The following is a 21,480-nucleotide window of genomic DNA, read 5'->3' on the forward strand; positions in this document are numbered from 1 at the left end:
CTGGTCGTTCGTGTAGATGTCGCAATCCACACCGAACCCGGAAGGCCCTCACTCATTCAAGATCACCCAGCCGTGATCACTGTCACCAACCTCCCTGGACAGAACACCTAGGCCGACAGCCCGGACGGCCCCCCACGGGCCTTGGCGGCTTCTGCGATGTCGCGTGGCATGGTGATCGAGTACTTGCCGGTAGGCTCACTCATACTACTACTGAGATTCTCCGCGTGATGTCGCACGACGGCAGGCTCCTGACCTGGCGCTGTCGAGGGAGTTCTGGCGACACCACAGCGAGGTGATCAGTAATCCTACCTCTCATCCTCCTGGCCCGGAGTGAATCTCCAGTTGCGGCTCGTGGAGCAATTGAATCTACTCCGCCCCCGTTGGCGGCTGCAGTAGATGCGTTCACTCGAAAGAAGTGGTGGACGCCATTACGGTTGCGAGGTCGGGTGCGTTCGGGGTTTCCCCAACAAGGCCGAGGTTACGAAAGCTGAGAGTTCGGTTGCAGGTCGCTCAGGGAGAAGTGAGCTGGATGTCCGGGAGCTGGCCGACGAGTCATGCTCGGTGCTCCTCGTCTTGAAGCCGTAGGGCCGGGTCCGCCGCATGACAACGGCCCGACGGTCTTTACGTCCTCTATCGCGACGATCTCCAGGTGTAGCAGGAGACACGGCTCCACACGGCGTCCCGCCGTCCGGCCGCTCCGGATCCGGCTGGCAGCTTCTCCGTCCACAACGCTGCTCGGTACCATAGGCCAGTTGCTAGTCTCTGCTGTCAGCATCATCCCAGGCGAGGCCCTGTGGGGGCGTTGATTGGGTTGGGTGCCGGTTCGCCGGCTACGTGACACTGCGACGGGTGTCTGCGAGATGCCATCTTCTCGATCGCTGAGGGAGCGACCAAGTGAAGGACGAACAGATGCGTAGCTTGGTCCAGAGGGTAGCTAAGCGCGATCCAAAGCGTACTGAGTCTGATTTGCAATCAGATGTCAAATCTTTGCTGCTCACTCTAAATCTCAACGTATCCAGCAAAGACCTGCATCTTGAAGCGCCTCTTCGAGACGGTACTCGGAGGAGGATCGATATCGAAATCGGTCAGACCGTTATCGAAACCAAGAAGGATCTTCAGCGCGCAGGCGTTCTCGATGATGCCGTAGAGCAGCTGGCTGGGTACGTTAAAAAGCGCACCGAGCAACTTGGCGCCCGATACCTCGGGGTCCTGACGGACGGTGCTTCATGGCACTTGTTCGAACTGGTCGATAACGATCTCCGGCCGGTCATTACTCACACTGTCAATGCCGACGATCCTGATGTTGAAAAGTTGCAAGTTTGGCTAGAGGTAGTCCTTGCTACGCAGGTATGTATCAAGCCGACACCTGAAGAAATCAAATGTCGCCTGGGCGTCGAGTCACCTACCTACGTGTTGAACCACAGCAGTTTGCGACGCATCTACGACTCAGTAGCTGATTTTCCTGAAGTTTCCATCAAGAGACGACTGTGGGCGAAGCTGCTGCGCACAGCGGTTGGTGCCAGTTTTAAGGATGACCGAGAGCTTTTTATCGATCACTCGCTCCTTGTCCTTCAAGCCAACCTGATTGCACACGCTGTCCTTGGATTCGATCTGCGACAGTTCATCGGAGCGGAGAGGGCTCTCGTCCAGGGTGTCGAATTCAAGAATGCGCAAATTGGCAATGTAGTGGAAGCCGACTTCTTCGACTGGATGCTTCAGTCACCCGAAGGTGAGCCCTTCGTCGCCAACTTGGCGAGGGAGATAAGGCGTTTCCAGTGGGCTGAAGTTGAGCACGATGTGCTGAAGGTCTTGTACGAATCAGTCATCACTCCTGCTGTGCGGAAGTCACTCGGTGAGTACTACACGCCTGACTGGCTGGCAGAACATGTTGTAGAAACTAACGTCCTGTGCCCTCTTACGGACCGCGTTTTGGACCCTGCCTGCGGGTCAGGAACATTCCTGTTTCATAGTGTCCGCAGATACTTGCGTGCTGCGGAAGATGCAGGAATCTCAAATGGTCCAGCCCTGACTTCCCTTGAAGATTTGGTTTTCGGGATTGACGTACATCCCGTTTCCGTCCAGTTGGCGCGGGTTACTTATCTGCTGGCGATCGGATTGGATAGACTCACCAGTGAGGACCGTCCACCATTTTCGGTCCCCGTTTATCTCGGCGACTCCGTGCAATGGGAGAACAGTGGCAGTAGCGCCGACAGCACTTGTCTCACTGTCAATGTCGATGCAGCGGATCTGACTGAAGAAACGACAGACACTCTGTTTTCGGTTGGTGAACGGCTCGCCTTTCCGCTGCTGATCGTCAATGACCCAGGAACTTTTGACCGACTCGTGAGTGATATTTCAGAGAAGGCCCAAACGTTCGCAAATGTTGGGGCAAAGAAGCCTTCCATTCGATCCCTCATGAGCCAATATGGAATTGTCGATGACGGAGACAGGGAGCTTCTGCAAGATACCTTCGATGTGATGTGCGATCTAAACGCTCGAGGTGAAAATCACATATGGGGTTATTACGTCAGGAATCTCGTTCGCCCGCTTTGGTTCACGCTTGAGCATCGCCAAGTGGACGTCTTGGTCGGTAATCCCCCGTGGGTTGCCTATCGTTTCATGACCGATGCAATGCAGCGTCACTATCAGCGACTCAGTAAAACGCGACGAATTACTGCTGCCGGTCAGAATGCATCCAATCAAGATCTGGTAGCCCTTTTCATCGCGCGCACCGTGGAGCAATATCTGAAGCCGGGCGGGAGATTCGGGTACGTCACGCCTCGATCCATTATCTCTCGTCCTCAGTATGAGGGGTTCAGGAAGGGCGTATGGGCTTCGACGTCAAAGGGGAGGGTGACGGCCCGGTTCAACAAAGCCTGGGATCTTGACCAAGTTAAGCCGGATATTTTCCCGGTTCCGGCGGCTGTAGTAAGTGGTGTTCGCAGTGATAGTGCGACTCCCCTGACGTCGTCAGTCCTCAGGTACAGCGGTAAAATTCAGAAGCGATCAATCTCTTGGCTTGACGCATCCCCCCTTTTGTCAATCACGGAAAGCGACGTCAAGGCGGTCTCAGCCAGGGCAGGGTTCCGCTCACCATATGGAAAGTCCGTCTTCATGGGGGCCACAATCCGGCCTCAGATGCTCTTTTTCGTCACAGAGTTGAAGTCTGGGCCGCTGGGTGCTGGCTTTAGACGTGTCAAGGTGGAGTCTTTGCGACCACGCCTTGAAAAAGAGCCTTGGAAGTCGTTGCCCGGCATCGCGGGGAATGTGGAGAAACAGTTTGTTCAGCCAGTGATCCTCGGCTCGACGGTGCTCCCTCATCGACTTCTGGAGCCGCGTAAGGCGGTCGTTCCTGTACTGGATGGAAGGGTACTGGGGAAAGAGGAAATAGAGGACTACCCGGGGCTCGCCAATTGGTGGAAGGAGGCTTCGAAGCTTTGGCTGGCCAACAGAGGCGATAAGAACGCTTTGTCTTTGATTGAGCGGATGAACTATCAACGGGGTGTCTCATCGCAGCTAGTTAAAGGAAGCCACCGAGTGGTGTACAGCAAGTCAGGTACGAAACTGGCGGCTGCCCGTGTTGAGGGGCAACAGCCACTGGTTGAGCAGTCGTTGTATTGGTTGACGGTGCCATCGCGGGAGGCGGCGCAGTATCTTGTTGGCATCATCAACTCGCCAACGGTTCTAGCGCGCGTTGCTGACTACCAATCCCGTGGCCTTTTCGGGGGACGTGATTTCGTGAAACTGGTCTGGCAGCTGCCAATTCCGTACTTTAGTCCATCGAATCCGCTCCACGCAGAAATTGCGGAACTTTCCGCTAGGGCTGAAGGCGCCGCAAGCGCTGTCGTCATCCCAGATGGTCTCGGATTCCAAGCTGCGAGAAAGCTGCTAAGGGCTGCTTTCACGGACCAAGGAATCACAGCAAGGCTCAACGCCAAGGTGATTGAGCTCCTAGAGGGTGTCTGAGAAGCTCTGTTCAGGGCAGGGTTCTTGGTGGTGCCTCTGCTTGGGGGAGGCGGGGCGGCTGTTCGGGGGGGCGCATCCGACGGATCTTTCGGATGCTGAGTGGGCGGTACTCGAAACTGCTGGTTCCTCCGCCGATGCCGGGCGGCCGGCAGGCCAAACACGCCCGGCGCGAATGCGTCGAAGTGTTTGCGTACTGGCTGTGGGCAGGCTGTGCCTGGCGACTCAAGCAGAACGCCCAGCTGCGGCAGGAGCGGGAGATCCTGCCGCAGGGCCGCGAAGTGTTTCGCGGGCGAGACCAACCGGTGAGCAGCCTCAGTTCGTCGCTGACCATCAGCGCCGCCACGGCGTGCAGCGGCTGCGTGCACCATCCTGGGCATCGCCGGTCCAGCTTCTGCCACTGGGCAGGGGCACACCGCCATCATCGAGCCCGCAGTGAACCGCCGGCGGCTCCATCATCGACGACTTCCGCATCAGTCCCGCCGCGGGCACCGCCACCTGCCCGGCCGGACACACCGCCTACCTTGGCCAATCTCAGGTCAACGGTGTCCGCACCCGCGGCAGCCTCACCGCAGCGATCATGCACACGGGCCGCGGCACGCAGCACACGAGCCGGGCGTTCGCTGCAGCCTGCGCTCAGGCGGGTGTCCGCCAGTCCATAAGCGCCGTCGATAGCTTAGTGGACAACACGTTCACGGAGAACTTCAACGCGCCCTTCAAATGAGCACCGCTCCAGTGGCGAAAGGGCTGATCGAACGATCGCCAAGCCCGCCTCGACGCCTTCCGTCAGCTCCGCCGCTTCGACATCCGTCCCGCCGACATTCCCGGCTCGGACAACGCAGCCGGTCACCTACGAGAACACCTTCCACACAACATCAACTACGCCGACCGAAGCCGCATAAGACCTGTCCACGATCCGGCGGCGAAGCTCCTCATCCACAGACCTCGACATGCGGCCGCTCCGGGGCACACGGCTTCACATATGCGAAGACCCCACTCTCAGTGTTTTCACTGATGGTGGGGTCTTTGGGCACCTTACGCAAGGTGCCCCCGGCAGGATTCGAACCTGCGCACACGGCTCCGGAGGCCGTTGCTCTATCCCCTGAGCTACGGGGGCGTGTCGCCCGTTTGCCTGGCGACAAGTAGAACACTACCAGCTCTCGCAGGGTGCCCAGGAACAGGTATTTGCGGGGATCGGGGCGGTTGGGGGAGCGGAGAGACGTGGTGGGAGGGGCGCGGGGGATAAGGGGTGTTCTGTGTTGGTTGTCTTGGATGGGTTGGTTCCGCCCAAGATCCGCTCCCTCACATGGCGGAAGTGGGGAAAACCCGGACGCAGCAGGAGGTGCGCGCCTACTCTCTAGTTGTGCCGGGCTCGACCGGCCGGGTCCTTGTCGTCGATGACAACAAGGTGATCCGGCAGCTGATCAGGGTCAACCTTGAACTCGAAGGGTTCGAGGTCGTGACCGCGGCCGATGGTGCCGAATGCCTGGAGATCGTCCATCACGTACGGCCCGACGTCGTGACGCTGGATGTCGTCATGCCACGGCTCGACGGGCTGCGTACCGCCGCCCGGCTGCGGGCCGATCCACGTACCAGCCGGCTGCCGATCGCGATCATCAGCGCCTGCACCCAGCCCGAAGTGGACAGTGGGCGTGCGGTAGGGGTGGACGCGTTTCTGGCCAAGCCGTTCGAGCCCGCCGAGATGGTGCGGCTGGTGCGGCGGCTCATGGGGCGGAGCGGTGACGAGGACGGCGAGGACGCCGGGCTGCCGGACTCGGCCGCGCCCGGCGGGGCGGACGCGGAGTCGGTGGGGCGGCCCGCGGGGTGAAGGCCGTTCGCGGCGGTGTTCCCGGTCTGTCCCGCCAGGTGAAGCCTGTGCACGGCGGTGCTCCTGGTCCGTCCCGCGGGGTGAAGGCCGTTCGCGGCGGTGTTCCCGGTCTGCCCCGCGGGGTGAAGCCCGTGCCCGGAGGCGCTCTCGGTCCGTCCCGCAAGGTGAAGGCCGTTCGCAGCGGTGCTCCCGGTCCGTCCCGCAGGGTCAAACCTGCCCACGACGCCCCTCCCGGCCCGTCCCGCAAGGCGAAGCCTGTCCACGGCGGCACCCTCGATCCGTCCCGCCAGGTGAAACCTGTTCGCGGAGGTACCCCCCGTCTCCCATACGCTTGTCCCGTGACCCCAGCTGAACTCTCGTGCACCGTGGTGCGCACCGTGCGTCGCGCCGTCGAGGCCGGCGAGCTGGTTGCGCCCGTGCCCGAGCGGGTCACCGTGCGGACCCCGCCGCGCCCCGGCTGCGGGGAGTTCGCCACCAACGTCGCGCTGCGGCTCGCCAAGGAAGCCGGGCGGCCCGCCCTCGACATCGCCGAAGTGCTGCGGCGCCGGCTCGTCCGTGAACCCGGTGTCCAGCGCGTCGACGTCGCCGGGCCCGGGTTCTTGAACATCACGCTCGACGCCGCCGCCCACACCACGCTCGTACGGGATCTCCTCACCCATGCGACCCCCAGCCCGCCCCTGCCGCTCACGCCCGACGCCGGCCTCATCCGTCGGCTCGGCCCCGACGCCGCGCGCTGGAGCCTGGTCACCGCCCCGGGCTTCGACCGCGACCTGCTGCTCGTACAGCGGGAGGGCAACCCCCTCTTCCGCGTGCGGTACGCCTACGCCCGTACCCAAGCCCTCGCCCGTAACGCCCGTGACCTCGGGTTCAGTCGGGAGGAAGCCGACACCGGGGCCGGCGGTGAGGTGTTGCTCGGGCTGCTCGCCGACCGGGAGCGCGTCATCGCCGCCGCCGATCCCGCCCGTCTCGCTCGCTACCTTGAGCACCTCGCCGACGCCTTCTCCCGCTGGCACCACCAGTGTCCGGTCCTGCCCCTCGGCGACGAGAAACCCTCGGCCGTTCACCGCGCCCGACTGGCCCTCGCCGAGGCCACCGGGGCTGTGCTGGCAGACGGCCTCCACCAGCTCGGCATCACCGCACCCGCACATCTCTGAGGGGAAACTCCAGAAACCATGAGCCGTTCCGCCCACCCCGCCGGGCCCCGCCACGCCGATGTGCTCCCCGAAGGGCACTACACCGCTCCGGCGGCCGACCTCAACGCCCTCGATCCGCGCGTCTGGGCCCGTACGGTCACGCGCGGCGCCGACGGCGTCGTCACCGTCGGCGGCATCAGTGTCACGCGGCTCGCCGAGGAGTTCGGCAGCCCCGCCTACATCCTCGACGAGGACGACTTCCGCGCCCGTTGCCGCGCCTGGCAGCAGGCGTTCGGCGCGGACGCCGACGTCTTCTACGCGGGCAAGGCGTTCCTCTCCCGCGCCGTCGTGCGCTGGCTGACCGAGGAGGGGCTGAACCTCGACGTCTGCTCCGGCGGCGAGCTGGCCACCGCCCTCGACGCCGGCATGCCCGCCGAGCGGATCGCCCTGCACGGCAACAACAAGTCGACGGAGGAGATCACCCGAGCCGTCGAGGCCGGCGTCGGGCGGATCGTGCTCGACTCCTTCCAGGAGATCGTGCGCGTCGCGCACATCGCCGATCGGCTCGGCAAGCGCCAGCGCGTGCAGATCCGCGTGACCGTCGGGGTCGAGGCGCACACCCACGAGTTCATCGCCACCGCGCACGAGGACCAGAAGTTCGGCATCGCGCTCGCCGGCGGGCAGGCCGCCGAGGCGGTGCGCCGGGTGCTCAAGCTGGACGGGCTGGAGCTCATCGGCATCCACTCGCACATCGGCTCGCAGATCTTCGACATGGCCGGCTTCGAGGTCTCCGCCCGCCGCGTCGTGCAGCTGCTCGCCGAAGTGCGCGATGAGCACGGCGTCGAGCTGCCCGAGATCGACCTCGGCGGCGGCCTCGGCATCGCCTATACCTCCGAGGACGACCCCCGGGAGCCGCACGAGATCGCCGCGGCGCTCGGCGACATCGTCGGCCGCGAGTGCGAGTCCGCCGGACTCGCCGTGCCGAGGCTCTCCGTCGAGCCGGGCCGGGCCATTGTCGGCCCCACCGCCTTTACGCTGTATGAGGTCGGTACGGTCAAGGAACTGGCCGGACTGCGCACCTATGTCTCCGTCGACGGCGGTATGTCCGACAACATTCGTACGGCCCTTTACGACGCCGACTACACCGTCGCGCTGGTCTCCCGCTTCTCCGACGCCGAGCCGATGCTCTCCCGCGTCGTGGGCAAGCACTGTGAATCCGGCGACATCGTCGTGCGCGACGCGTTCCTCCCCGCCGACCTGGCCCCCGGCGACCTCCTCGCGGTCCCCGCCACCGGCGCGTACTGCCGTTCCATGGCCAGCAACTACAACCACTCGCTGCGCCCGCCGGTCGTGGCGGTAAAGAATGGCGAGGCGCGCGTCATCGTCCGGCGCGAAACGGAAGAAGATCTTCTGCGCCTCGATGTCGGCTAGCGGAAAAAACAATCTCGGATACTGGACGGGGGACAGAAACCCCCGTCCGGTGAGTGAGACTGGTGTACCACCAAAGATGTATGAGAGACGAGGTCGGATGATGCGTACGCGTCCGCTGAAAGTGGCGCTGCTGGGCTGTGGTGTTGTCGGCTCAGAGGTGGCGCGCATCATGACGACGCACGCGGACGACCTGACGGCGCGCATCGGCGCCCCGGTCGAGCTCGCCGGGATCGCGGTCCGCCGCCCCGGCCGGGTGCGCGACGGCGTGCCCGCCGAGCTGATCACCACCGATGCCACCGCGCTCGTCAAGCGAGGCGACATCGATGTGGTCGTCGAGGTCATCGGCGGCATCGAGCCCGCCCGGACCCTGATCACCACCGCCTTCGAGCACGGCGCCGGGGTCGTCTCCGCCAACAAGGCGCTGCTCGCCGAGGACGGCGCCGCGCTGCACGCCGCCGCCGAGAAGCAGGGCGCCGACCTCTATTACGAGGCCGCCGTCGCCGGCGCGATCCCGCTGGTACGGCCGCTGCGCGAGTCGCTCGCGGGCGACAAGGTCAACCGGGTGCTGGGCATCGTCAACGGCACGACCAACTTCATCCTCGACCGGATGGACTCCAGCGGGGCGGGCTACTCCGAGGCGCTCGACGAGGCCACCGCCCTCGGGTACGCGGAGGCCGACCCGACCGCCGACGTCGAGGGCTTCGACGCCGCCGCGAAGGCCGCGATCCTGGCCGGAATCGCCTTCCATACGCGCGTACGCCTCGACGACGTGCACCGTGAGGGCCTCACCGAGGTCACCTCCGCCGACATCGCGTCCGCGAAGCGCATGGGCTGCACGGTCAAGCTTCTCGCCATCTGCGAGCGGGCCGCCGACGGAAAGTCCGTCACCGCCCGGGTGCACCCGGCGATGATCCCGCTGAGCCACCCGCTGGCCTCCGTGCGCGAGGCGTACAACGCCGTCTTCGTCGAGGCCGAGGCGGCCGGTCAGCTGATGTTCTACGGGCCCGGCGCCGGCGGCTCGCCCACGGCCTCCGCCGTCCTCGGCGACCTCGTCGTGGCCTGCCGCAACAGGCTGGCGAACACCACCGGACCAGGCGAGTCCGCCTACACGCGGCTGCCCGTGAGCCCGATGGGCGAGGTGGTCACGCGCTATCACATCAGCCTCGACGTCGCCGACAAGCCGGGCGTGCTCGCCCAGGTCGCCACGGTCTTCGCCGAGCACGACGTGTCCATCGACACGGTCCGCCAGCAGGGCAAGGACGGCGAGGCGTCGCTGGTCGTGGTCACCCACCGGGCGGCCGACGCCGCCCTGTCGGCGACGGTCGAGGCGCTGCGCAGGCTCGACACCGTGCGGGGTGTCGCGAGCATCATGCGGGTCGAAGGGGAGTAACGGAAGCAATGTCTGCAATCACCAGTCCGCGGCTGTCGGGCACCCACCAGTGGCGCGGCATCATCGAGGAGTACCGGGACCGGCTGCCGGTCCACGCGAACACCCCGGTCGTCTCGCTCCGCGAGGGCGGCACGCCGCTCGTACCCGCCCAGGTGCTCTCCGAGCGCACCGGCTGCGAGGTGCACCTCAAGGTGGAGGGCGCGAACCCCACCGGGTCCTTCAAGGACCGCGGCATGACCATGGCCATCACGCAAGCCAAGGAGGAGGGCGCGAAGGCCGTCATCTGCGCCTCCACCGGCAACACCTCCGCCTCGGCCGCGGCGTATGCCGTACGGGCCGGAATGGTCTGCGCCGTGCTGGTGCCGCAGGGCAAGATCGCGCTCGGCAAGATGGGCCAGGCGCTGGTCCACGGTGCGCGCATCCTCCAGGTCGACGGCAACTTCGACGACTGCCTCACGCTGGCCCGCGGCCTCTCCGAGAACTACCCGGTGGCGCTCGTCAACTCGGTCAACCCGGCCCGTATCGAGGGGCAGAAGACCGCGGCGTTCGAGATCGTCGACGCGCTCGGCGACGCGCCCGACCTCCACGTCCTGCCCGTCGGCAACGCCGGCAACATCACCGCCTACTGGCGCGGCTACCGTGAATACGCCGCCGACGCGGTGGCCTCGCGCACGCCCCGGATGTGGGGATTCCAGGCGTCCGGTTCCGCCCCGATCGTGCGCGGCGAGGTCGTCAAGGACCCGCACACCATCGCCACCGCCATTCGCATCGGCAACCCCGCCTCCTGGAGCCTCGCCGAGCAGGCGCGCGACGAGTCGGGCGGCCTCATCGACGCGGTGACCGACCGCCAGATCCTGGCCGCCTACCGGCTGTTGGCCTCGCAGGAGGGCGTGTTCGTCGAGCCCGCCTCCGCGGCCAGCGTCGCCGGGCTGCTCAGCGCCGCCGAGCAGGGCAAGGTCGACCCCGGGCAGCGCATCGTCTGTACGGTGACGGGGAACGGGCTCAAGGACCCGGACTGGGCGGTGGCCGGCGCGCCGCAGCCCGTGACGGTCCCGGTGGACGCGGACGCGGCGGCCCGGCGGCTCGGCCTCGCGTAGCCCCGGCCCGCGCAGCCTCGCCTGGACGGCACCGTCCCGTACGACGTGCGGAACCGGCCCTACGGGCCACAACCTGCCGTAATGGCAGCAATGGAGCACAGGGCGGCGTGCGACACGCATCGTGCGCCTCCTGTGCGCCCTATGTCGCCGCAGAACCTTCCTTCGATAGGCTGTACTCAATCCGCCCCGCCGCAGACCCCCGCCGCCGCCGTGCGTCATCGTGGTCGTGGCCCCTTGAGGGCGCTCGTACCTTCTCCGCCCCACATCGCCACTGAGTCACACCAGTCACACCCGACCCCCAGTCACCGGACTGTCATACCAAGGAGAGTCATCGAGCGATGGCCGGTCCCGCCTTCCGCGCCGCCGCCGTCCGAGTGCGCACCCCCGCCACCAGCGCCAACCTCGGTCCCGGCTTCGACGCCCTCGGCCTGTCCCTCGGGCTCTACGACGACGTCGTGGTCAGGGTGGCCGACTCAGGGCTGCACATCGACATGGCCGGCGAGGGCGCGGACACGCTGCCGCGCGACGAGGGCCATCTGCTGGTACGGGCCCTGCGCACGGCCTTCGACCTGCTCGGCGGGCAGCCGCGCGGCCTGGAAGTGGTCTGCGCCAACCGCATCCCGCACGGCCGCGGACTCGGCTCCTCCTCCGCGGCGATCTGCGCCGGAATCATCGCCGCGCGGGCCGTGACCATAGGCGGGGCCGAGCGGTTGGACGACGCGGCGCTGCTGGAACTGGCCACCGAGATCGAGGGCCACCCGGACAATGTCGCGGCCTGCCTGCTCGGCGGCTTCACGCTGGCCTGGACGGAGTCCGGGGCCGCGCGGGCCGTCCGTATGCAGCCCTCGGAGTCCATCGTTCCGGTGGTCTTCGTGCCCGCCGGGGCGGTGCTCACCGAGACCGCGCGCGGTCTGCTGCCGCGCACCGTCCCGCATGTGGACGCGGCGGCGAACGCGGGCCGCGCGGCGCTCCTGGTCGAGGCGCTGACCAGGCGTCCCGAGCTGCTGCTGGCGGCCACCGAGGACCGGCTCCACCAGGAGTACCGCGCGCCGGCGATGCCGGAGAGCGTGGCCCTGGTCAACCGACTGCGCGCGGACGGCGTCCCCGCGGTCATCTCCGGCGCGGGCCCGACGGTGCTCGCGCTGACCGAGGACGGTGCGGCCGACAAGGTCGCACGACTGGCGGGCGAGGGGTGGGCGGCCAACCGGCTGGCTCTCGACGCCCGAGGTGCGAGCGTTCTGCCGCTCGGCACCTGACGACACACGGTTGTGGGTCTTGGAGAGGGGGAATATTTGTTGGACCCGGTAGTGTTAACCTCAAGTCTGCACTCGACGCCATACCGGCGCGGTGCTCTGTGTCCCGATCAGGGACCGCCTTTCTTCCGGGAGCCTCCCCAACTGCCTGAGCAGCCTGCCTGAGCAGTTTCGAGCACGCTCCGGAATCGGCGTGAGCGACATGGGTGATGCGTCACTTACTGAATTCCTTCACGCCGGAACCATGAATTGATCTTTCCGCCGTACCGGCGGACCACCGCCCCGGCTCGGTCCGCAAGCCAAGGACCGCAGTCGGACAGCACAACCGGTCGCCGAGCCAGACAGGCCGACGCCCGCTCCAGGGAAGGACCCCTTCGTGAGCGACACCACCGATCTGATGGGCGTGACCGCCGACGGTTCCGTCGGCAATGCCTCCGCGCCCGCCACGGACGCTCCCGCCGCGCCTGCCACCGGTGCTGCCCCTGCCAGTGCCACCCGGCGGCGCCGTTCGGGCACGGGCCTCGACGCCATGGTCCTGGCGGAGCTCCAGCAGCTCGCCTCCAGCCTCGGCATCAAGGGCACCGCGCGGATGCGCAAAGGCCAGTTGATCGAGGTCATCAAGGAGAAGCAGGGCCAAGGCTCCGGCTCCGACAAGCCCGCCGAGGCCCCGGCCGCCGAGACCAAGCCGAAGCGCCGTGCGACCTCCAAGGCCCGTACGGCCGAGAGTGAGGCCGCCGCCGAGACCGGCAAGGCCCCCAAGGCCGACAAGGCCCCCAAGGCCGAAAAGGCCGATAGGGCTGACAAGACCGCCAAGAGCACGGCCTCCGCCGAGAAGGCCGCGGCCCAGCAGCAGATCGAGATCCCGGGCCAGCCGAACAGCGACGAGCAGCCGGCCGGTGAGCGCCGCCGCCGTCGGGCCACCGCCCCGTCAGGCAGCCCCGAGGGCGCCGAGGCCAGGACCGAGGCGAAGGCGGACGTCAAGGTCGAGGAGAAGACCGACATCAAGACCGACACCAAGGCCGAGGCCACCACGTCGGCGTCCGCTCAGGACACCGCTGAGGGCCGGTCCGGCAAGGGCGGCGACCGCCAGGACCGCGGCCAGAAGAACGACCGCCGGGACCGCCAGGACCGCGGTGACCGCGGTGACCGTCAGGACCGTGGCGACCGCCAGGACCGCGGCGGTGACCGTCAGGGCGGCGACCGTCAAGGCGGCGACCGTCAGGACCGCGGCAACAGCCAGCGCGGCAGCCAGGACCGTCAGGACCGCGGCGACCGCCGGGGCAGCAAGACCGACGACGGTGGCCAGCAGGGCGGCAACCGCCAGCAGCGCGACAACCGCGACAACCGCGGTGGCGGCGGCCAGCAGGACGACGACGATTTCGAGGGCGGCCGCCGCGGCCGGCGCGGCCGCTACCGCGACCGGCGCGGACGCCGCGGCCGTGACGACTTCGGCAACGAGCCGCAGGTCTCCGACGACGATGTGCTGATCCCCGTCGCGGGCATCCTCGACATCCTCGACAACTACGCGTTCATCCGGACCTCCGGCTACCTGCCCGGCCCCAACGACGTGTACGTCTCCCTCGCCCAGGTCCGCAAGAACGGCCTGCGCAAGGGCGACCACGTCACCGGCGCCGTGCGGCAGCCCAAGGACGGCGAGCGCCGCGAGAAGTTCAACGCGCTCGTCCGCCTCGACTCGGCCAACGGCATGGCGGCCGAATCCGGGCGCGGGCGGCCGGAGTTCGGCAAGCTCACCCCGCTCTACCCGCAGGACCGGCTGCGCCTGGAGACCGACCCGGGCGTGCTGACGACCCGGATCGTCGACCTGGTCGCGCCGATCGGCAAGGGGCAGCGCGGGCTGATCGTGGCACCGCCGAAGACCGGCAAGACCATGATCCTGCAGGCGATCGCCAACGCCATCACGGTCAACAGCCCCGAGTGCCACCTGATGGTCGTCCTGGTCGACGAGCGTCCGGAAGAGGTCACCGACATGCAGCGGTCGGTCAAGGGCGAGGTCATCTCCTCGACCTTCGACCGCCCGGCCGAGGACCACACCACCGTCGCCGAGCTGGCCATCGAGCGCGCCAAGCGCCTCGTCGAGCTGGGTCACGACGTGGTCGTCCTGCTGGACTCCATCACCCGCCTGGGCCGCGCGTACAACCTCGCGGCCCCCGCCTCCGGACGCATCCTCTCCGGTGGTGTCGACTCGACCGCGCTCTACCCGCCGAAGAAGTTCTTCGGCGCCGCGCGCAACATCGAGGACGGCGGCTCGCTGACCATCCTGGCCACCGCGCTGGTCGACACCGGCTCGCGGATGGACGAGGTGATCTTCGAGGAGTTCAAGGGCACCGGCAACATGGAGCTCAAGCTCGACCGGAAGCTCTCCGACAAGCGCATCTTCCCGGCGGTGGACGTGGACGCGTCCAGCACCCGCAAGGAGGAGATCCTGCTCAACTCGGAGGAGCTCGCCATCGTCTGGAAGCTCCGCCGGGTGCTGCACGCGCTCGACTCGCAGCAGGCCATCGAGCTGCTTCTGGACAAGATGAAGAAGACGAAGTCGAATGCCGAGTTCCTGATGCAGATCGCCAAGACGACGCCCAACGGCAACGACTGATCCCGTATCGGCTCGCGTATCGCGTTTATCCAGCAGGCCCCCGTCACAGCCGTGACGGGGGCCTGCTGGCTTGAGATCTACAACACAGGAATCACCGGCACCGGTACTCGGGACAGACTCCGGGATTCTGGTTGAAATCGCAGGTCGGGGGCGCGGAGGCGTATCCGCCGGACCGTCGGGACAAGCGCTTTCTAAGAATGTCCTTAAAGGCCCCTGTGCAACCCTGACGCTTGCCTCGGCGTCTGACAGACGACCGAGAAACCGCGCCTGACCAATACGGCAGGGGGTACCCGAACACAGCGGAGGATTGAGGAGCGGATGGCACAGGAGAGCAAGAGCGGGCAAGCCACGGCATACCGCCGCCGCGCCCGTGGCCGCCGCCGCAAGGCGCGCAGCCCGCGCCGCAAGGCGCTGCTGATCACCGCCTGGATAGCCGCCGGCCTGGTGCTGCTGGGCGGTGGAGGTCTCGGCTTTCTCTACTTCAAGTTCAATGGGAATCTGACCGGCGTCGACATCAACGCCGCGCTCGGCAAGGACCGCCCCGCCAACGTCGACAACGGCTCGCAGGACATCCTCGTGCTCGGCTCCGACTCGCGGGCCGGGGCGAATGGCAAATACGGCAAGGACGAGGGCAGCGCCCGCTCCGACACTGCCATGATCGTGCATGTGTATAAGGGCCACAAGAAGGCCAGCGTGGTCTCCATACCCCGCGACACCCTCGTCTCCCGGCCGGAATGCGCGGCCCCCGGCGGCAAGACCGCTCCGCCGGTCAAGAACGCCATGTTCAATGACTCCTACTCGGTCGGCGGCCCGTCCTGCGCGGTCAAGACCGTCGAGGCCATGACCGGCATCCGCATGGACCACTACCTTGAGGTCGACTTCGCCGGCTTCCAGAAGCTCATCGACGAGCTGGGCGGCGTCAAAATCACCACCACCAAGCCGATACACGACAAGGACAGCCACCTCGACCTCGGGGCGGGCACCCACACGCTCCGCGGCGAGCAGGCGCTCGGGCTGGTACGGACCCGGCACGGCGTCGGCGACGGCAGCGACCTCGGCCGGATCAAGCTCCAGCAGGCGTTCATCAAGGCCCTGCTCGACCAGATGAAGTCGATCGGCCTGTTCACCAGCCCCGGCAAGCTGTACGGGGTCGCCGACACCGCCACCTCGGCGCTCACCACCGACTCCGACCTGGCCTCCGTCAACAAGCTGCTGGACTTCGCGAACGGCCTCAAGTCGATAGGGTCCGGCGATATGCAGATGACGACCCTGCCGGTCACCTACGACGCCAGCGACCCGAACCGGGTGGTGCCGCTGCACTCCAAGGCCGGCCGGATCTGGGAGGCGCTCCGCGCCGACCAGCCGATCCCGGCGGATGCCGTCAAGGGCTCCGCGGGCGACAAGACCGGCGCCGACGGCGTGGTCAAGTGAGGCTCACGGGCCGCGCGGGGCCAGAGGTCCGGCGGGCCCGGCAGAGGCCCGCTCGCGGCCCGGCGGGGGCCTGGGAATATCTGGCCCCGCCCCCCGGTTTTGGGGTATGCGGGCAGTACTGGCAAACTGGTCCGCTGGCCCCGGTTCACGTAAGGCAATCCCGCCTCTACGACCCGGCGCCCTCCCGAACCAAGGAGTACCCCTTGAAGCGCGACATCCACCCGGAGTACATCGAGACCCAGGTCAGCTGCACCTGCGGCGCCTCCTTCACCACCCGTAGCAGTGCGGTCACGGGCGGCACCATCCGTGCCGACATCTGCTCCGAGTGCCACCCGTTCTACACGGGCAAGCAGAAGATCCTCGACACCGGTGGCCGTGTGGCGCGGTTCGAGGCCCGCTTCGGCAAGAACGCCGGGTCCCCCAAGAAGTAGCGACCCGCGGGCGCCGGTCCTCGGTCGCCTCTCGACTTCGAGGGGTGACCGGACCGGCGCTTTGTCGTCCAGCAGGCCCGTCACTTCCAGCTAGGGAATCTTGATGTTCGAGGCAGTCGAGGAACTGATCGGCGAACACGCCGACCTCGAAAAGCGGCTCGCCGACCCCGCCGTCCACGCGGACCAGGCCAACGCCCGCAAGCTCAACAAGCGCTACGCCGAGCTGACCCCGATCATCGGCGTCTACCGCTCCTGGAAGCGGACCGGCGACGACATCGAGACCGCCCGTGAGCTGGCCCAGGACGACCCCGACTTCGCCGCCGAGGTCAAGGACCTGGAGCGGCAGCGCGAGGAGCTGACCGAGCGGCTGCGGCTGCTGCTCGTACCCCGGGACCCCAGCGACGACAAGGACGTGATCCTGGAGGTCAAGGCGGGCGAGGGCGGCGAGGAGTCCGCGCTGTTCGCCGGCGACCTGCTGCGGATGTATCTGCGCTATGCCGAGCGCGTCGGCTGGAAGACCGAGATCCTGGAGGCCAACGAGTCCGATCTCGGCGGCTACAAGGACGTCCAGGTGGCCGTGAAGACCAAGGGCGGGGGCGGCGCCACCGAGCCCGGCCAGGGCGTCTGGGCCCGCCTCAAGTACGAGGGCGGGGTGCACCGCGTCCAGCGCGTGCCCGCCACCGAGTCGCAGGGCCGCATCCACACCTCCGCCGCGGGCGTGCTCGTCACCCCGGAGGCCGAGGAGGTCGAGGTCGAGATCGGCCCCAACGACCTGCGCATCGACGTCTACCGCTCCTCCGGCCCCGGCGGCCAGTCCGTCAACACCACCGACTCCGCCGTGCGCATCACCCACCTGCCCACCGGCATCGTCGTCTCCTGCCAGAACGAGAAGAGCCAGCTCCAGAACAAGGAGCAGGCGCTGCGCATCCTGCGCTCGCGGCTGCTGGCCGCGGCCCAGGAGGAGGCCGAGCGCGAGGCGTCCGACGCGCGGCGCAGCCAGGTCCGTACGGTGGACCGGTCCGAGCGCATCCGGACGTACAACTTCCCGGAAAACCGCATCTCCGACCACCGGGTCGGTTTCAAGGCGTACAACTTGGATCAGGTCCTCGACGGCGAGCTGGACCCGGTGATCCAGGCGTGCGTCGACGCCGACTCGGCCGCCAAGCTGGCGGCCGCCCAGTAAGCCCCACGGACCCGCGGGCCCACCCGCCCCGCGGTCCCGCAGGTCTCGTCAAGCCCTAACGTTCTCGCAAGTTCGCAAGTCGGAGGAACAGCGTGCAGCAATCTGCCGGGGGGCGACCCCCGCACCCCCGATCCGTGCTGCTCGCCGAGGTGGCCCAGGCCACCCAGCGGCTGGCCGACGCGGGCGTCCCCTCGCCCCGCTTCGACGCCGAGGAACTGGCCGCGTTCGTGCACGGCGTCAAACGCGGCGAACTGCACCGCGTCGCCGACGCCGAGTTCGACGCCCGCTACTGGGAGGCCGTCGCCCGCCGCGAGGCCCGCGAACCGCTCCAGCACATCACCGGCCGCGTCTTCTTCCGCTACCTCGAACTCCAGGTCGGCCCGGGGGTGTTCGTGCCCCGCCCCGAGACCGAGTCGGTCGTCGGGTGGGCCATAGACGCCGTACGCGCCATGGACGTCGTCGAGCCGCTCATCGTCGACCTGTGCACCGGCTCCGGCGCCATCGCCCTCGCCCTCGCCCAGGAGGTGCCGCGCTCGCGCGTGCACGCCGTCGAGCTCGACGAGGGCGCCCTGACATGGGCCCGCAAGAACGTCGAGGGGTCCCGCGTCGTTCTCCACCACGGGAACGCGCTGACCGCGCTGCCCGAGCTCGACGGCCAGGTGGACCTGCTCGTCAGCAACCCGCCGTACATCCCGCTGACCGAGTGGGAGTACGTCGCACCGGAGGCCCGCGACCACGACCCCGAGCTCGCGCTGTTCTCCGGCGAGGACGGCCTGGACACCATCCGGGGCATCGAGCGCACCGCCCACCGGCTGCTGCGCCCCGGCGGCGTCGTGGTGATCGAGCACGCCGACACCCAGGGCGGCCAGGTGCCGTGGATCTTCACCGAGGAGCGGGGCTGGGCGGACGCCGCCGACCACCCCGACCTCAACAACCGCCCGCGGTTCGCGACGGCCCGCAGGGCGACGCCGTGACCCGGGCGCCCCGCACGCATGGACTCAGTAACCGCTTCGCGAAGGAGATGTGATGGCACGGCGATACGACTGCAGCGACGCGACCGACCGCAAGACCGGCCTGCGCGAGGCGACAGCGGCGGTCCGCCGCGGCGAACTGGTCGTGCTGCCCACCGACACCGTCTACGGCGTCGGCGCGGACGCCTTCAGCGCCGAGGCGGTCGGCGACCTGCTGGAGGCCAAGGGGCGCGGTCGGACCATGCCCTCGCCCGTACTCGTCGGCTCGCCGAACACGCTGCACGGACTCGTCACCGACTTCTCCGAGCAGGCGTGGGAGCTCGTCGACGCGTTCTGGCCCGGCGCGCTCACCATCGTCGCCAACCACCAGCCGTCGCTGACCTGGGACCTGGGGGAGACCCGCGGGACCGTGGCGGTGCGGATGCCGCTGCACCCGGTCGCCATCGAGCTGCTCACCGAGTTCGGCCCGATGGCCGTCTCCAGCGCCAACCTCACCGGCCACCCCTCCCCGCAGGACTGCGACGCGGCCCAGGAGATGCTCGGCGACGCGATCTCCGTCTACCTCGACGGCGGGCCCACCCCGGCCGCCGTGCCGTCCTCCATCGTCGATGTCACCCGCGGCACCCCGGTGCTGCTGCGGGCCGGCGCGCTCAGCGCCGAGCAGCTGCGCGAGGTTGTACCCGATCTTGAGGTGGCCAATTGATCGCCCCGCAGGGGCGTGGCATAGCGGGACCGGACTTCTCCGCCGACACCTTCCGCATCCTCCACGTCAGCACCGGCAACGTCTGCCGCTCGCCCATCACCGAGCGGCTGACCCGCTATGCCCTCAGCGACCGCCTCGGCGACCCCTCCACCGGCGGCCTCGTCGTGGAGAGCGCCGGCACCTGGGGCCATGAGGGCGCGCCCATGGAGGCGCACGCCGCGACCGTGCTCGCCGACTTCGGCGCCGACCCGGACGGCTTCATCGGCCGCGAGCTCCTCGACGAGCACGTCATCCGCGCCGACCTGGTCCTGACCGCCACCCGCGACCACCGCGCGCAGGTCATCTCGATGGGGCACTCGGCGGGGCTGCGCACCTTCACGCTCAAGGAGTTCACCCGGCTCGTACGGGCCATAGACCCGGCCACGCTGCCCGACCCGGTGCACGGCGGCGTCGTCGGACGCGCCCGGGCGCTGGTGCAGGCCGCCGCCGCGCTGCGCGGCTGGCTGCTCGCCCCGAACGCCGAGGCCGACGAGGTCCACGACCCGTACGGCGCCCCCATCACCTTCTTCCGCTCCATCGGCGACGAGATCAACCAGGCCCTGGACCCGGTCGTCACCGCGCTCACCGGAGTCCCCACCCGGACCTGACCGGCTGCGGGCCGGGGTCGCCGGGCCTACATTGGGGTGCACCACCCCTCAAGGTCCGGAGCCAGTGCCATGCCGGTCGCCGCAGTAGCACCCCACACCCACTGGGGCCCCGATTTCGACGCGCTGCGCCGCGAGGACCCGGAGCTGGCGGGGCTGCTCCTCGCCGAGCTCGGCCGGCAGTCCGCCTCACTGCAGCTCATCGCCGCCGAGAACTTCACCTCGCCCGCCGTCCTGGCCGCCCTCGGCTCCCCGCTCGCCAACAAGTACGCGGAGGGCTATCCGGGCGCCCGCCACCACGGCGGCTGCGAGCTGGTGGACCTCGCCGAGCGGATCGCCGTCGACCGGGCCAAGGCGCTCTTCGGCGCCGAGCACGCCAACGTCCAGCCGCACTCCGGCTCCTCGGCCGTCCTCGCCGCGTACGCCGCGCTGCTGCGCCCCGGGGACACGGTGCTGGCGATGGCGCTCACCCAGGGCGGGCACCTCACACACGGGTCGCCCGCCAACTTCTCGGGCCGCTGGTTCGACTTCGTCGGCTACGGGGTCGCGCCGGCCACCGGCCTCGTCGACTACGGGCAGGTGCGCGAGCTGGCCCGTACGCACCGCCCCAAGGCGATCGTCTGCGGCTCGATCTCGTACTCGCGCCATGTGGACTACGCCGCCTTCCGGGACATCGCCGACGAGGTCGGGGCGTATCTGATCGCGGACGCCGCGCACCCGATCGGCCTGGTGGCGGGGGGCGCGGCGCCCAGCCCGGTGCCGTACGCGGACGTGGTGTGCGCCACCACGCACAAGGTGCTGCGGGGGCCGCGCGGCGGGCTGATCCTGTGCGGCGCGGAGCTGGCGGACCGCATCGACCGGGCGGTGTTCCCGTTCACGCAGGGCGGCGCGCAGATGCATACGGTCGCGGCGAAGGCGGTGGCCTTCGGCGAGGCCGCCACCCCGGCCTTCACGGCGTACGCGCACCAGTGCGTCGCGAACGCCCGGGTGCTGGCCGCGGCGCTCGGGGCCGAGGGGCTCGCGGTGAGCACGGGCGGCACCGACACGCATCTGATCACCGCGGACGTCGCCCCGCTGGGCATCGACGCGCGGACCGCCAGCGGCCGTCTGGCGGCCTGTGGCGTGGTCCTGGACACCTGCGGGCTCCCGTGTGCCGACGGGCGGGCCAGGGGCGTCAGGCTGGGCAGCGCGGCCGTCTCCACGCAGGGGATGGGGGAGGCGGAGATGGCGCGTATCGGGGCGCTGGTGGGCGCGGCGCTGCGGCAGGACGCGCGGGCCCGTGCGGAAGTGGCGGAATTGGCCGGAAGGTTCCCTCCTTATCCCGATCACACCTGAGGGCTGACACCATCCGCCAACGGGGCACGTCCTCAACCGCATTCACGATTCGGGGGTGGACGCGAATATGGTGTGG

At 68.1% G+C, this 21,480-nt stretch carries 15 protein-coding genes, 1 tRNA gene and 1 pseudogene; 15 read left to right on the top strand and 2 right to left on the bottom strand.

All coding sequences use genetic code 11. The features are described 5' to 3' along the window. Window positions 1-110: 110 nt before the first annotated feature. Window positions 111-203: pseudogene (locus AC07AB_RS34370) on the bottom strand (CopG family transcriptional regulator); the annotation flags it as partial. Window positions 204-894: 691 nt separating this feature from the next. On the opposite strand from AC07AB_RS34370, the gene AC07AB_RS34375 reads away from it, so the two are divergent. Continuing rightward, window positions 895-3,966: an N-6 DNA methylase gene (locus tag AC07AB_RS34375; RefSeq protein WP_478575528.1), complete on the top strand. Its 3,072-nt coding sequence runs from the start codon at window positions 895-897 to the stop codon at window positions 3,964-3,966. Between the two features lie 1,042 nt (window positions 3,967-5,008). On the opposite strand, the gene AC07AB_RS34380 is transcribed toward AC07AB_RS34375, so the two are convergent. Further along, window positions 5,009-5,080, bottom strand: a tRNA-Arg gene (locus AC07AB_RS34380). Between the two features lie 189 nt (window positions 5,081-5,269). On the opposite strand from AC07AB_RS34380, the gene AC07AB_RS34385 reads away from it, so the two are divergent. The 14 genes from AC07AB_RS34385 to AC07AB_RS34450 all read left to right on the top strand — a co-directional run bounded on the left by AC07AB_RS34385 (window position 5,270) and on the right by AC07AB_RS34450 (window position 21,404). Continuing rightward, window positions 5,270-5,791 carry a response regulator gene (locus tag AC07AB_RS34385; RefSeq protein ID WP_478575531.1) on the top strand — a complete coding sequence of 174 codons (522 nt, stop codon included), beginning with the start codon at window positions 5,270-5,272 and terminating at the stop codon, window positions 5,789-5,791. Window positions 5,792-6,129: 338 nt separating this feature from the next. Continuing rightward, entirely contained in the window at window positions 6,130-6,945 is an 816-nt protein-coding gene (gene nrtL, locus AC07AB_RS34390; protein WP_478575533.1) for an ArgS-related anticodon-binding protein NrtL, read from the top strand. 18 nt (window positions 6,946-6,963) lie between these two features. Then, window positions 6,964-8,355, top strand: coding sequence for a diaminopimelate decarboxylase (gene lysA, locus AC07AB_RS34395; protein WP_478575535.1), 1,392 nt, complete (start codon window positions 6,964-6,966; stop codon window positions 8,353-8,355). A 97-nt stretch (window positions 8,356-8,452) separates the two neighbouring features. After that, a complete protein-coding gene (locus tag AC07AB_RS34400; RefSeq protein WP_478575537.1) occupies window positions 8,453-9,745 on the top strand; it encodes a homoserine dehydrogenase in 1,293 nt (430 codons plus the stop codon). Window positions 9,746-9,753: 8 nt separating this feature from the next. Then, on the top strand, window positions 9,754-10,842 hold the full coding sequence (gene thrC, locus AC07AB_RS34405; RefSeq protein WP_478575540.1) for a threonine synthase: 1,089 nt from the start codon (window positions 9,754-9,756) through the stop codon (window positions 10,840-10,842). A gap of 338 nt (window positions 10,843-11,180) precedes the next feature. Beyond that, on the top strand, window positions 11,181-12,098 hold the full coding sequence (thrB, locus tag AC07AB_RS34410; RefSeq protein WP_478575543.1) for a homoserine kinase: 918 nt from the start codon (window positions 11,181-11,183) through the stop codon (window positions 12,096-12,098). A gap of 373 nt (window positions 12,099-12,471) precedes the next feature. Further along, entirely contained in the window at window positions 12,472-14,706 is a 2,235-nt protein-coding gene (gene rho, locus AC07AB_RS34415) for a transcription termination factor Rho (protein WP_478575546.1), read from the top strand. A 318-nt stretch (window positions 14,707-15,024) separates the two neighbouring features. Beyond that, window positions 15,025-16,137 (top strand): LCP family protein, encoded by a 1,113-nt coding sequence (locus AC07AB_RS34420; protein WP_478575549.1) that lies wholly within the window; start codon window positions 15,025-15,027, stop codon window positions 16,135-16,137. 203 nt (window positions 16,138-16,340) lie between these two features. Further along, a complete protein-coding gene (gene rpmE, locus AC07AB_RS34425; RefSeq protein WP_478575551.1) occupies window positions 16,341-16,568 on the top strand; it encodes a 50S ribosomal protein L31 in 228 nt (75 codons plus the stop codon). Between the two features lie 103 nt (window positions 16,569-16,671). Then, window positions 16,672-17,751, top strand: coding sequence for a peptide chain release factor 1 (gene prfA / locus AC07AB_RS34430; RefSeq protein ID WP_478575553.1), 1,080 nt, complete (start codon window positions 16,672-16,674; stop codon window positions 17,749-17,751). Window positions 17,752-17,843: 92 nt separating this feature from the next. Further along, window positions 17,844-18,725, top strand: a complete 882-nt coding sequence (prmC, locus tag AC07AB_RS34435) for a peptide chain release factor N(5)-glutamine methyltransferase (RefSeq protein WP_478575556.1) — start codon at window positions 17,844-17,846, stop codon at window positions 18,723-18,725. 52 nt (window positions 18,726-18,777) lie between these two features. After that, a complete protein-coding gene (locus AC07AB_RS34440) occupies window positions 18,778-19,425 on the top strand; it encodes an L-threonylcarbamoyladenylate synthase (protein WP_478575559.1) in 648 nt (215 codons plus the stop codon). Next, window positions 19,422-20,072, top strand: a complete 651-nt coding sequence (locus AC07AB_RS34445) for an arsenate reductase/protein-tyrosine-phosphatase family protein (RefSeq protein ID WP_478575561.1) — start codon at window positions 19,422-19,424, stop codon at window positions 20,070-20,072. The genes AC07AB_RS34440 and AC07AB_RS34445 overlap by 4 nt, the downstream gene beginning before the upstream one ends. Before the next feature lie 69 nt (window positions 20,073-20,141). After that, complete coding sequence (locus AC07AB_RS34450; RefSeq protein WP_478575564.1) at window positions 20,142-21,404, top strand: serine hydroxymethyltransferase; 1,263 nt, start codon at window positions 20,142-20,144, stop codon at window positions 21,402-21,404. Window positions 21,405-21,480: the final 76 nt, after the last annotated feature.

Source organism: Streptomyces sp. NPDC044033 (genome assembly GCF_056434425.1).